At 50.2% G+C, this 12805-nt stretch carries 12 protein-coding genes; 8 read left to right on the top strand and 4 right to left on the bottom strand.

Annotated features, from left to right (window positions below):
• The first annotated feature begins 226 nt into the window (after nucleotides 1-226).
• A complete protein-coding gene (locus RGU75_RS06395) occupies nucleotides 227-2659 on the top strand; it encodes an RHS repeat-associated core domain-containing protein (RefSeq protein WP_322234065.1) in 2433 nt (810 codons plus the stop codon).
• Nucleotides 2660-2797: 138 nt separating this feature from the next.
• Nucleotides 2798-3028: a hypothetical protein gene (locus tag RGU75_RS06390; RefSeq protein ID WP_322234062.1), complete on the top strand. Its 231-nt coding sequence runs from the start codon at nucleotides 2798-2800 to the stop codon at nucleotides 3026-3028.
• A 3-nt stretch (nucleotides 3029-3031) separates the two neighbouring features.
• On the opposite strand, the gene RGU75_RS06385 is transcribed toward RGU75_RS06390, so the two are convergent.
• Nucleotides 3032-3280: a hypothetical protein gene (locus RGU75_RS06385; RefSeq protein WP_322234060.1), complete on the bottom strand. Its 249-nt coding sequence runs from the start codon at nucleotides 3278-3280 to the stop codon at nucleotides 3032-3034.
• Between RGU75_RS06385 and RGU75_RS06380 the strand changes: the two genes are divergently transcribed.
• The 4 genes from RGU75_RS06380 (at nucleotide 3257) to RGU75_RS06365 (ending at nucleotide 7477) form a co-directional block, all read left to right on the top strand.
• Nucleotides 3257-3787: an RHS repeat-associated core domain-containing protein gene (locus RGU75_RS06380; protein ID WP_322234058.1), complete on the top strand. Its 531-nt coding sequence runs from the start codon at nucleotides 3257-3259 to the stop codon at nucleotides 3785-3787. The two genes, RGU75_RS06385 and RGU75_RS06380, sit on opposite strands and share 24 nt — an antisense overlap.
• Before the next feature lie 9 nt (nucleotides 3788-3796).
• Nucleotides 3797-4180, top strand: a complete 384-nt coding sequence (locus RGU75_RS06375) for a hypothetical protein (RefSeq protein WP_322234055.1) — start codon at nucleotides 3797-3799, stop codon at nucleotides 4178-4180.
• Between the two features lie 519 nt (nucleotides 4181-4699).
• The gene (locus RGU75_RS06370; RefSeq protein ID WP_322234052.1) at nucleotides 4700-4993 is read left to right on the top strand and encodes a hypothetical protein; all 294 of its coding nucleotides are present in this window, start codon (nucleotides 4700-4702) and stop codon (nucleotides 4991-4993) included.
• Nucleotides 4994-5545: 552 nt separating this feature from the next.
• Nucleotides 5546-7477, top strand: coding sequence for a hypothetical protein (locus RGU75_RS06365; RefSeq protein WP_322234049.1), 1932 nt, complete (start codon nucleotides 5546-5548; stop codon nucleotides 7475-7477).
• Between the two features lie 137 nt (nucleotides 7478-7614).
• On the opposite strand, the gene RGU75_RS06360 is transcribed toward RGU75_RS06365, so the two are convergent.
• Genes RGU75_RS06360 through RGU75_RS06350 form a run of 3 tightly spaced genes read right to left on the bottom strand, consistent with a single transcriptional unit; the run spans nucleotide 7615 to nucleotide 11229 of the window.
• Nucleotides 7615-8544: an ABC transporter permease gene (locus RGU75_RS06360; RefSeq protein WP_322234046.1), complete on the bottom strand. Its 930-nt coding sequence runs from the start codon at nucleotides 8542-8544 to the stop codon at nucleotides 7615-7617.
• The gene (locus RGU75_RS06355) at nucleotides 8541-9602 is read right to left on the bottom strand and encodes an ABC transporter permease (protein WP_322240297.1); all 1062 of its coding nucleotides are present in this window, start codon (nucleotides 9600-9602) and stop codon (nucleotides 8541-8543) included. Before RGU75_RS06355 ends, RGU75_RS06360 begins: the two co-directional genes overlap by 4 nt.
• A 25-nt stretch (nucleotides 9603-9627) precedes the next feature.
• Nucleotides 9628-11229 (bottom strand): ABC transporter ATP-binding protein, encoded by a 1602-nt coding sequence (locus tag RGU75_RS06350; protein WP_322234043.1) that lies wholly within the window; start codon nucleotides 11227-11229, stop codon nucleotides 9628-9630.
• A 176-nt stretch (nucleotides 11230-11405) separates the two neighbouring features.
• Between RGU75_RS06350 and RGU75_RS06345 the strand changes: the two genes are divergently transcribed.
• A complete protein-coding gene (locus tag RGU75_RS06345; protein WP_322234039.1) occupies nucleotides 11406-11708 on the top strand; it encodes a hypothetical protein in 303 nt (100 codons plus the stop codon).
• 212 nt (nucleotides 11709-11920) lie between these two features.
• Nucleotides 11921-12757, top strand: a complete 837-nt coding sequence (locus RGU75_RS06340) for an outer envelope protein (protein ID WP_322234036.1) — start codon at nucleotides 11921-11923, stop codon at nucleotides 12755-12757.
• Nucleotides 12758-12805: the final 48 nt, after the last annotated feature.

Raw genomic sequence — 12805 nt, 5'->3', positions numbered from 1 at the left:
AATAGAGACTTAAGCGAACATAAAGTTCATCGAAATCTTATCTTTTTGAGGGAGGTAAATAGTCTCCACAAAAACGTATCAGTCGTGCGCGATAATCGTATTATATTTTTGTCGTTTGGTAATTAAGTAATACCCCTAGATCGCCAAATCTGCTGTCCTGAATATTCAAATCCGAGTCTATTATTTGGCACGAAATTCCAAATAAAAAATTAGGGAGATGCAATCTATGGGGCAATCTGTTCAGTTGGATGAGGATCATTTACGGAAGCAAGTAGGGCGGCAGTTTGCGGTGTTATTTAGGTCGTTATTATCACGAATTTTTAAAGTACTGACACCCAGCCGATATCGCGGTCAGAAGTTTTTAACCGGCGCCGTATTGATAACTCTTGCCGGTCTCGGCGGCACAGCCATCAGCGCACAGGCAACACCCAGCACCACCAGTTACGCCTACGACAAAATGGGCAACGTGACGACGATCACCGATCCGCTAGGCAACGTCACCACCTACCAATACGACAGCCTCAACCGACCGATTCAGCAACGTCTTCCCGCACCGATGGCGGGTGGCGTCGGCCCCACCATCAACGTGCGGTATGACGGGCAGGATCAACCTCGGTCCGTGACCGATCCGCGCAGTCTGGTCACCACCTATGACGTCGATGGTTTTGGCAACCAGACCGCCATCACCAGCCCCGATACCGGCACGACCCTCAAGACTTATGACGAAGCCGGTAACATGGAAACCTCCACCGATGCCCGCGGTAAAACCACGACCTATACGTATGACGTCCTCAATCGGATCAGCCACCTTGCCGACGCCTCGGGCACCGTAGCGCAGTTCGACTATGACGGCGTCAGTACTGGCAACATCCGGTCCGACATCGGTTCCTTAACCCGCATGCGCGACCCGTCCGGTTTCACCACTTATCATCATGATGGTTTTGGGCAATTGCGACAACGTGAACAGACGATCGGTAGCGGTTCCGATGCACAGCAGTTTTCGCTCGCCTACACCTACGCGGTCGGTGGCAATGAACGCGGCCTGACCCGTATTCTCACCTATCCAAGCGGCAACCGAATCCGCTACGAGTACGATGCCACCACATGGCTCATTGGCCTTACTTTGCTGCCGGTCAATGCCCCCGGTTCCGGCATTCCCCTCTTGACGCATATTGACTATCAACCGTTTGGCCCCGTCAACGGCTGGACGTGGGGCAACAGTACCGCCGCCGCACCCAACATCGCCATGCGCACCTTCGACACGGCTGGCCGGATCACCAGTTACCCGCTCGGCAATATTGCTCAGAACGGCACGCAACGGCAACTGGCCTACGATGCTGCCAGCCGGATTATCGGCATGACGCATACCGGTAATGCCACCAGCAATGCCACCAACAAAATTACCCCAAATAGTCTGGATCAACGCTTCAGTTACGACAATCTGGGTCGCGTCATCAGCGTCACCGCCAGCACCGCCGATGGAGATCACGTCCAGCACTATCACTACGATCAGAGCGGCAACCGCACCCAGACCGTTTTTGATAACCATGATTACGCCAATACGATTGCCGCCAACAGCAACCGCTTAACCGCCACCACCGGTCCTGCACCAGCGCGTGTCAATATCTACGACGCCGCAGGGCACGTACTCAGCGACGGCACGCGCAGTTACCTCTACAACAACACCGGTCGCATGATCAGCGCCACCAACGCGGGCAACACGGTCACCTACACCTACAACGGCAAAGGCCAGCGCACCATCAAACAAGGCCCGGAGACGGTCGTTGCCACCGGCCTCAACAGCTACATCTATGACAAAGCCGGTCATCTGATCGGTGAATACGATGCACACCATCAAGTCATCCAAGAGACCGTCTTTCTGGGCGATATCCCGGTAGCCGTCATGCGCCAACGCAGTGGCAAAGACGGCAAATCCACCGTCACCGAACTCTTTTATATCTACGCCGATCACGCCAACACGCCCCGGGTCATCACCGATGCACGCGACAACCAGATCGTCTGGCGCTGGGATCACGCCGACCCATTCGGCATCTTGCCACCGCATGAAAACCCAAGCGGACTCGGCAATTTCACCTACAACCCGCGCTTCCCCGGCCAGTTGTATGATCGGGAGACGGACCACTTTTATAATTACTATCGGGATTATGATCCGCAGTTGGGACGGTATTTGCAGAGTGACCCGATTGGGTTGGCGGGTGGGATTAATACGTATGGGTATGTGGGTGGGAATCCGGTTTCGTATAGCGATCCGTTTGGGCTCTGGTCCACAACATTCGGTGGCTATTATGGTGTCGGAGGAGAGGTCACCTTTGGTAATGATAATGGCAACGGCTTTTTGACCGGTCGTGTGGGTTTTGGACTAGGCGGAGGGATTTCTTACGATCCTAACGGAGGCATCCCTGGCCCTGCTGTTCGAGATCCGGTAAGTGGTGGGATTGTATTAAGTGATTCTATCCAAGCCGGTTTTAGCGCTGGCCCTATCTCTGGAAGCCTGGAGGGAGGTGTCGCTAGGAATTACTCTAATCAAGAATCGTCAAAATACAAAGGTTTAGGAGGGAGCCTTAGTAACTCTCTGAGAGGCATCAAAGTTGGTGGTTCGATAGGTGCACAGTGCACCATCTACTCTGGTACGAGGTAACTTATGGCAATTAAGATAAATACATCGCGATTCGTAAAACTATCAATCGCCATTATATTTTCCTCTACATTACTTTATGGGTATGTTTTCTACGCGATGTCTACAGGAGCCGCGTTCAATGCATTTCAGGAATGGTGCATGAGTTCTCAAAGAGTAGTTGCCATTGCCGGAAATTTTCAAAAAGTAGAATTGCTTCCGTTTGAATCTTTTTTTGAAAAGGATAAAGGACACGTCGGAGTAGCAGGTTTTACTGCACGTATCGTAGGATCAACAAAAACAGTTGACGTCAAAGTCTTAATGACGCGGTCAGGCGATAAGTGGGAAGTTGAACGGATTTTGCTACATGGGAAACGATTGGATACAGAATAATGCTTATCGTTTTTCCGGAAAAAATCCGTTCGAGGAACGCAATCCGCCGTCACTGAACTCTTTTCTATCTGCGCCGATCATAGCAATACACCCCGCGTCATCACCGACGCCAGCAATAACCAGATGGTCTGGCGCTGGGATCAGGGTGATCCGTTCGGCATCTTGCCACCAAGCGAGAATCCACGCGGAATCGGCAACTTCACCTACAACCCACGCTTCCCCGGCTAGTTGTATGATCGGGAGACGGATCACTTTTATAATTACTACCGGGATTATGATCCGCAGTTGGGGCGGTATTTGCAGAGCGACCCGATTGGGTTGGCGGGTGGGATTAATACGTATGGGTATGTGGGTGGGAATCCGGTTTCGTATAGTGATCCGTTTGGGTTAAATCCCGTTGCTGGCGCTATTGGCGGTGCGGGAATTGGCTCTGCGTTTGGACCGGTTGGTACGGTGGTTGGTGGTGTCGTTGGGGCGGGTGTCGGTGCTTGGGTTGGCTGGAATGTGGTTGGGCCGATGTTTAATCAAAATGGCCCTGACGATCCCATCGTCTATCCAGAGAATCCGACCGCCGCACCTGAAAAATTTGATCGAATTCCACGATCGTCAGGAAGGCTTTGCCCAAGCGATAATTCTGTTTGGGAGCAAGATACTTCGAGTCACGGCGGGGAGCAATGGAAGCGATGGGAAAGTAAGAGATCTTGGCAAAAAGGTCAGCGTCCCATAAGTGTTTGGCCTGACGGACGTATTCGTAAATAAGGTATGGCTATGGAACTTAAATTTAATAACTTGCTTATTAACGCTCTATCACTTTGGCCTGAAATGGTCGATTTAAGTGAAATTGTCAGAGGCGATAATAAATCTGAATTGTATTCAGTTGCGGGCTTATTTCCGCTGTCTGAAAAAATTATCACTTCTTGTACTATAAGTGCCGAGGAAATTTTACTCAATAATTTGCATGATGCCCTCTATGAAGTTATCCATGGAGTTGCGATATACACGACCAAAATAAGGATGTCGGACCTACGTTGCGAAACCATTTGTATGAAATTTGAAAGGCGGCTAAATAACGCCCTACATATGCCCGACCTCGGATATATGGCGGAAGACATTCAGCTCATTAATGAGTATTTTATTGTCAATAAAAAATAGAAATATTTGGTGAATAATGGTCCCTCTCATATTTATTTACCGTAGGTGAGCGTATGCATCCTTTTAATTTTTCAGTCTCTTTACGTATTCATTCCAAAATTCTGAATCCGTTCTATATCGCTGAGCAACTTAATAGACGGCCAAAGTGGCTAAGAAAATTGGTGCCCCGAGAACAACTCCCGCTGGCGTTACTCTCGGTGGAGTTTACGATGAATGTTATTGCTCATTTCCTTTGCTGCATCGAAGTGATGAAGGATTGCACGAATTCTTAGATCGAATTGTTGACAGTCTTATTCCGTCTAAAGATTTGTTTAGTGAAATCAGATTGACTGGCGGTAGGGCCGCATTTTTTATTGGTTGGTATTCCATCGGGAATACGGCTGATGTGTTCAGTTATGCCTTACTAAATAAACTTGGAGGTCTCCAAATCGACTTGGAAATGGACGTATATGGGAGTACCCGTACCATAACGGAATCAGATTAAAACTGCTTGACTTTCTGCAGTCGGCGGTGCGGGAGTTGGCTCTGCGTTTGGACCGGTGGGTACGGTGGTTGGTGGTGTCGTTGGGGCGGGTGTTGGTGCTTGGGTCGATGTTTAATCAAAATGGCCCTGACGATCCCATCGTCTATCCAGAGAATCCGACCGCCGCACCCGAAAAATTTGATCGAATTCCACGATCGTCAGGAAGGCTTTGCCCAAGCGATAATTCTGTTTGGGAGCAAGATACTTCGAGTCACGGCGGGAGCAATGGAAGCGATGGGAAAGTAAAAGATCTTGGCAAAAAGGTCAGCGTTCCATCTTATTTTTGGTAAATATGGATAAGCACTTCTTCTCAAAAATTGCAGAACGATCATGACCTTTCCAACTTCTTCAGGCACGTTTAAAAGCGCCCTACTCTATACCGCCACAGCCCCCTAAAACGGGGAACTTACCAGCGAGCTTTATACAATATGCGTTTGATTAAAAAAATACCACTTTGGCAGATCATCATCCTGTTCATTGCTTCAATGCTTGTTTACCATAGAGCCCAAGCCCGCGATATTGCGCCTAAATATCTGTATAGTTCGGCATGGCTGATGCACAGTGACAAACAGTATTATGAAAGTGAAGCAGAAATTCAGGCAGCAATCAGGAAGGTATGGCCGTCAATTCCAACTGACACTTCCATAACTGGCTTTCAAGTTTCTGATGGTGGAAGGACCATAAATGGCATTAAAGATTTATACCGTATCGACCTGATTTATGATGATGGCTCAGTCAGTTGGACATCTGGGTATCAAATGACGACAGAGTGCGTTCAACCTACATATAGGTGGAGCACACCAAATAGCACGCGTATCGGCTGTTCTTCTAGAACGGAAACCGTGATTGCAGATGCTAACCTGTGCAACGCCAAAAGCCCCGTGATCGCAGTTGGGAAGCCGATTTTCCCCGCATCGGGTGTGGAGCAAGCGACTGAGATAGATTATCAGGGAGACGGTACGAATGAATTGCACCTGACAAGAGTCTATCGCAGCGATACGCATAAGTGGGCGCATAACTATCAATTTACCGGTATTGATTACACTGCAATTTCCGCTGAAACCGATTTGCCGGATTCAACCTGTTTTTCTGGTATCGGTCAAACCACCGGCCATCTGCAATGCTTGCCTTATGCTAAATCCACAAAAGCTAATGATTTTTCAGTGCGTCGCGGGAATGACAGAGAAATTGCATTTGGGACCGAAACTGACCTGAGTCCACCGGCAGGTATCAACGATACTTTGACCAAGGTCCTCAACGCAGAGGGTGCTGTCGTTGGATATAGTGTCCATAACTCTGGAAACGATACGACTGAGCTTTACGATATGACCGGTCGTTTGCAAACCATCACGGCCCGCAACGGGAAAGTACAAACACTGACTTATTCGGATGCAAATACCCCGATTGATATCGCGTCCAAGCCTGGACTTCTGATACGCGTGACGGATGCATTTAATCGTCATCTTGATTTTATGTATGACCATTTGTCGCGGATGGTGGCCATGGTCGATCCCGCTGGTGAAAAATATGTCTATGGATACGACGAAGAAAGCGCCGTTGTTGTCAACGGGCAAGCGACCAACAATCTTACCTCAGTGACTTACCCAGACGGCAAGAAGCGAATCTATTGGTACAACGAGCAGGATAAAACGACCGGTGCAGATCTGCCTTTCGCTTTGACCGGCATTACCGACGAGAACGGTGTCCGATATGCGACGATGCATTACGCGGCCAATGAGCTGGCTATCGGTACCGAGCTTGCCGGTGGCGTGGATCAGTATAAGGTTTCCTATCCCGGTGTGGGAGTGCACGGCATCGTTGCCGATCCGGTGGGCACGGTACGCAATTATTATTATCAGAAGGCGGCGAATGTCGTGAAACTGTGGCGGGTTGGACAGCCGAGTGGTGCAGGTAGCGCAGCGGGTGAAACTGCTTATAAGTACGACGTCAACGGCAATCTGGCAAGCGAAACCGATTTAAACGGCCACAAAACAACCTATACCTATGATATGACTCGGAATCTGGAGTTGAGCAAAGTTGAGTCTACCGGCTCAGCGCTGGCCCGCACCACAACCACTGAATGGCATCCGATCTTTAGACTGCCAACGCGTATCGTTGAGCCTGACCGGACGACGACCGTTGCCTACGATAGCGTCGGCAACGTCCTGACAAAAACGCTACAACTTACGACCGCTGGCACTGGCGAGCAGACCTCTAACGCGTCAATCGGCAAGGAATCTACGTGGCGCTACACTTACAATATGCTCGGCCAAATGTTAACGGCCACCGGTCCGCGTACTCGCATCAGTGATGTCACACGGCACAGTTACGACGATGCGGGCAATCTGGTTACTGTGACTGATCCCGATGGTCGTGTAACAAAGCTGTCGCACTATGACGCCAATGGTCGGATCGGAAAAATAGAGACATCACTTGGTCGCACGATGCGCTTATCTTATACATCGCGTGGCTGGTTGAGCGCTCGCATCGTGACGACAGATGGGGTTCAGGAATCCATCAACTACCATTACGACGGCGCGGGACAATTGCTGAAGGCCAACCTGTCCGGCGGCGACGCCATTACTTACGCATACGACGATGCCCATCGGATGATCGGCGCTACCGACAGTCGCGGCAACAACGTCAATTACGCTTTGGATAATCTTGGTAATCGCGTGGGGGAAGATATTCGGGGCAGTGCGGGCCACGTTCGCCAGACCGCACATGAATACGATGCACTCAGTCGTATTGCGCATCAGATTATTGGCCTGTAATGGTAGGACCAAAACAGCGGCTGTTTTGGTCCAGCATTTGTATGATCTGCAATGCGGCGAGTGCAAGAAGCGATTTCTGGCTCATCGCATTATTGATCTTGTACTCTTTACCGATTCATCACATTCAATCACCACACTCAAGCATCAGGATGAAAACTACGTCCAAGCGACACCGGTTGATTCAACAAAATAGTTTTGGGATCGCGGCAGATGATGACCAGTACGACGATTGTTGCTACGTAAGGCAGCATCGATAATATTTGTGACGGTACGCCCAAACCGAAACCTTGTGCGTAGAGTTGTAATACGGTGACGCCACCGAACAGATAGGCTCCGAACACGACGCGGAGAGGTTTCCATGTGCCGAATACGACGAGTGCCAACGCGATCCAGCCTTTGCCTGCGGTCATTCCTTCTACCCACATCGGGGTCTGCACAATCGATAAATACGCGCCTGCGATTCCGGCTGTTGCACCACCGAACATGACGGCAAGATAGCGGATCAGGATCACTGGGTGACCGATGGCGTGTGCGACTTCTGGCGATTCACCGACGGCGCGCATTTTTAATCCGGCGTGACTTTTGGTGAGAAACCAATACACCGCGCCACACAGTACCAGCGACAAGTAGACCATGATGTCGTAATGGAACAAGAGCTGACCGATGACGGGCAAGTCTGACAGCAACGGAATAGTAATGCCTTTCAGGCCTTGAATCGGGGTTCCAGCCAGATCGTGACCGACGAAAGCCGATAAGCCGATGCCGAATAGTGTCAAGGCGAGTCCGGTCGCCACTTGATTGGCTTGCATACTCAGCGTCAAAAAAGCAAAGATCAGCGACAGTAGGACGCCCGCTGCGGCGGCGGCGATGAAGCCAGCGGTTGCGCTGCCTGTCGTCAATGCCGCGGCGAAGCCAGCGACGGCGCCGACCAGCATCATGCCTTCGATACCGAGATTAAGAACGCCTGCTTTTTCGACGACGGTTTCGCCGATTGCGGCATAAATCAACGGCGTGGCGGCAATCACGGTACTGGTAATGATAGGAAGGATGGGGCTGGCGGGATTCATGCGGCTTCCTTGGTGACGACGAGCGGGGCTTGTTTGCGAGCAACCTTGATATTGATCAATCTGAAAGTAATGAACAGGTCGGCAGCCAGCAAGTAAAACAACAGCAGACCCTGAAACAGGCCGGTGATCGCTGATGGCAACGCCATTTGCATTTGTGCCGATTCGCCGCCAAGATATAACAGCGACATCAGCAGCGCGCCCAGCACGATACCGACCGGATGCAGACGCCCAATCCATGCGACGATGATGGCTGCAAAGCCGTAGCCCGGTGAGATTTGCGCCTGTAACTGACCGATTGGTCCAGCCACTTCGCATAATCCGGCGAGTCCCGCGGTAGCGCCGCTGATGAGTAGCGCGGTCCAGACGTTACGCTTATTCGAAAATCCGGCATAAGCAGCCGCTGCGGGGGCCAGACCAGCCACTTGCATGCGAAATCCGGCAAAGGTTTTACTGGAAAATAACCACGATGCGAGGGCTAGCACTAGTCCAAGGATAAAACCCCAATTGGTACGCGCACCTTCGATCAGCAGCGGAACCAGATGGGCGTCGCTAAATGATTTGGATTGCGGAAAATTAAAACCTTGAGGGTCGCGCCATGGACCGTGCACCAGATACGACAACAGCAATTGCGCAATATAGACCAACATCAGTGTGACCAGAATTTCACTGGTATTAAACCGATTGCGCAGGAACGCCGGGATCGCGGCCCATGCCATACCGCCAAGTGCGCCAGCCACAAACATCAGCGGCAATCCCCACATGGAGGTGCTGTCGCCCAGCCACAGTGCAACGCCACCACCGGCTATCGCGCCCATCGTCAGTTGACCTTCGGCACCGATGTTCCAGACATTGGCACGGAAACCTAAAGCGAGACCAAGAGCACACAATAATAAAGGTGTGGCTTTGAGCAGTAACTCACCGACGCCATATAGGGTGGCCAACGGTTTAATGAAAAAGACGTAAAACGCTTGTTGCGGGTCTTTGCCAAGTATCGTGAAGATGACGATACCGGTCAAGAGCATCGCCACCGCCGCTATCAGAGGTGAGGCGACTCGCATGATCGGCGACGGGGCCGTACGGCGTTCAAGTTTGAGCAAGATGGCTCTCCTGTTTGTTCGGTAAGGGTGAAGACGTGTTCGCATCAGCAGAGTGGGACGGCATTTCGTCAAATTGGCCGCTCATCCAGTTGCCGATTTGTTCGATGTTGGTGTCAGCCAGTCGTACCGCTGGCGACAACCGACCTGCGGCCAGTACGCAAATACGGTCGCTGATGGTAAATAGTTCTTCCAATTCTTCTGAGATGACGAGCAACGCCACGCCTTGCAGGCGCAGATAGATCAGGGCTTGCCGAATCAACTGCGCGGCGCCGACATCGACGCCCCATGTCGGTTGCGCGACGATCATCATTTTGGGGTTTAGCATGGTTTCACGTCCGACGATGAACTTTTGCAGATTACCACCGGAGAGGCTTGATGCTGCCGATTGTTCACCGCCGCATTTGACGCCGAAGCGGGTAATCACGTCTTTGGCAAACTGCCGGATTGCCGTATGTCGCATTAGACCTTTGCTTACCATGCCATGGCGAGCGCCGGTCAGCAGCGCGTTTTCTGCCAGACTCATGGCCGGGACTGCACCACGTCCGAGTCGTTCTTCCGGTACAAATGTCAGACCGAGTCGACGCCGCTGGGCCGGGTTAAGTTGGCCGACCTGTTCACCCATCAGTGTGATCATCGGACCGTGCGGGCTCAGGTTTTCGCCAGAGAGGGCAGCTAGTAATTCTTTTTGACCGTTGCCCGATACGCCCGCAATGCCGAGGATTTCACCGCTTTTGACCGCCAGACTGATATTTTTCAGCGTGGTGCCAAACGGATCGATGGTGGTAAGCGATAGCTTATCCAGCGCGAGCCGGACTTCGCCGGTGGCTTGCGGTGTCAGGTGACACTCAGCCAGTTCGCCGCCAATCATCATGCGCGCCAAACTATCGTTGGTTTCGTTCTTGGGGATGGCGGTGCCGCTGACGCGTCCACCGCGCAGGACGGTGGCGGTGTCACACAAGGCGCGAATCTCGTCGAGTTTATGGCTGATGTATAGAATGCTACAGCCTTCCGCTGCCAATTGTCGCAGGGTGGCAAATAAGACGACTACCGCTTGCGGTGTCAGTACCGAGGTTGGTTCGTCCATGATCAGAAGCTTCGGCTCTTGCAAAAGGCAGCGCACGATTTCTACGCGCTGGCGCTCTCCCACCGACATGCTGTGTACCAGTCGATGTGGATCGATGGGCAGGCCGTACTTTTCCGAGACTTCGGTAATCCGCGCAGCTAATTTTGCTGGCGGCATTTGCGCATCCAGTGCCAGCGCAATATTTTCAGCGACGGTCAGGGTTTCGAACAATGAAAAATGCTGGAATACCATGCCGATGCCCAGACGTCGCGCCTGAGAAGGACTGGCGATGTCCAGATAGCGACCTTCCCACAGAATACTGCCCGCGTCCGGCTTGGTGACGCCGTAGACGATTTTCATGAGCGTGCTTTTTCCTGCGCCATTCTCGCCAAGCAAGGCGTGAATCTCGCCAGGTCTGACGCTCAGGCTGATGTCGTCGTTGGCGACCACCGTCGGATATCGCTTGGTAATGCCGTTTAAGACAAGGCGCGGCGGCAGATCAGAATAAATCGGCAGGAGGTCCATGGAAGCGTCCGTAATATAGATTGAAAAGCGATAGATTAAAAAAAGATAAATTAAAAACAATTAAATTGAAAATGATAGATCGAAAACGGTAGATAAAAAAATCTAAATTTCAAACGTTTTACATTTAAAAGCGAAAATTAAATAGCGATTCGTAATAAGAAGGAAATGCAATTGTTGTGCCAGTTCTGCTGAGAATGCACGATGCGACTGGTTGGGGCGCAACCATCGGACACAAACCATTTCTGGCAATAATTGGTAACGGATTATGTGCTTTCCTAGAGCACGATGCGATCGATCTGGCATCTTTAAAAATATTTTGTCGACAAAAAACATCATTGATTGGATGCAATAATTTTAAATTTTGCGTAAATATTTCAGCTAAAACAAATTTTTTATTCCCCCTTTCTGCACCGCAACAGTGCATTTATGATTCTAAGAGCGCCAATTTAATGCAAATTATTGATGCGCTGCACCGATAGTCGTCATAAGTTTTTACATAAATAAGAATATTAATTATTTTCACCAGTGACTAGTAATTGTCAACAATTGGCATGAGAATTGCTGTGAATAAATCAAACGAATTTATGCATAGTTATTATTTATTTACAGCAAATTTTACATAATCATCGTAATAGGGAGAAACGGGGCTCCTTAATTCCTTTTTTGTATTATTAATAATCTTGGAAAAAAAATGGCAAAGCAAGCAGCAATGAAAATGGGCAAGTTGGCGGTCAATGCATTAACGGTCGCAGCGGCGCTGGCAAGTGTTCAGCAAGTCAATGCAGCGGAGTGGAGCGATACGTCAATTGGGTATCGTTACGGTACGCAATTTGCTGAGCCATACGTCGGCAATGGCATTTCGAAGAACATCATCAATCTGACCCACGCAAGCGGTTATAAATACGGCACCAACTATTTCAACGTCGATTTGCTGCAATCCAATAGCAAGGATGCCAACGCACAAGAAGCCTATATCGTCTATCGCAACACGCTTGATATGGGCAAAGTCTTTAACAAAAACCTGTCCTTCGGTCCGGTTCGTGGTCTTGGCGTGACTGCCGGTTTTGACTGGAATACCAAAAATGATCCTGGCTATGCTTCCAAAAAACGTATGTTGGTCTTGGGACCTACGCTGATGATGGACGTACCGGGTTTTCTGAGCATCAGTTTGCTGTTGATTCAGGAAAGTAATCAACCAGTTGGCATCACCAGCCGTTATACCTACGATTTGCATCCCATGTTGAGCGCAGCATGGGGAATTCCTATTGCTTCAACTGGATTTGCATTTGAAGGTTATATGAACTACATCGCGGCCAAGGGTACCAATGAATTTGGTGGCGGCACGGCGCCAGAATTAAACATCGACGCCCAAGTCATGTATGACCTCGGCACACCTTTGGGAATGGGTAAAAACACATTACGCGCGGGTTTGGAATATCAATACTGGCGCAATAAATTTGGCAACCCAGCCAACGTACGCGGCTCTTTAGCAAAAACACCGATGGTGCGTGTCGAATACCATTTCTAAATAAGTGCAGAAACGTATTCTATAAATACGTTTCTGCGATCCTGAGAA

It is taken from the genome of Glaciimonas sp. CA11.2, assembly GCF_034314045.1.
GTDB lineage: Bacteria > Pseudomonadota > Gammaproteobacteria > Burkholderiales > Burkholderiaceae_D > Glaciimonas.
Note: the sequence above shows the minus strand (reverse complement) of the source record. Positions and strands in the feature narration are given on the sequence as shown.

What these genes read in the sequence shown, in the direction of transcription:
- RGU75_RS06355 (WP_322240297.1), bottom strand. Translation starts at nt 9,602, where the DNA reads ATGCGAGTCGCCTCACCTCTGATAGCGGCGGTGGCGATGCTCTTGACC.
- RGU75_RS06350 (WP_322234043.1), bottom strand. Translation starts at nt 11,229, where the DNA reads ATGGACCTCCTGCCGATTTATTCTGATCTGCCGCCGCGCCTTGTCTTA.
- RGU75_RS06390 (WP_322234062.1), top strand. Translation starts at nt 2,798, where the DNA reads ATGAGTTCTCAAAGAGTAGTTGCCATTGCCGGAAATTTTCAAAAAGTA.
- RGU75_RS06395 (WP_322234065.1), top strand. Translation starts at nt 227, where the DNA reads ATGGGGCAATCTGTTCAGTTGGATGAGGATCATTTACGGAAGCAAGTA.
- RGU75_RS06340 (WP_322234036.1), top strand. Translation starts at nt 11,921, where the DNA reads ATGGCAAAGCAAGCAGCAATGAAAATGGGCAAGTTGGCGGTCAATGCA.
- RGU75_RS06360 (WP_322234046.1), bottom strand. Translation starts at nt 8,544, where the DNA reads ATGAATCCCGCCAGCCCCATCCTTCCTATCATTACCAGTACCGTGATT.
- RGU75_RS06375 (WP_322234055.1), top strand. Translation starts at nt 3,797, where the DNA reads ATGGAACTTAAATTTAATAACTTGCTTATTAACGCTCTATCACTTTGG.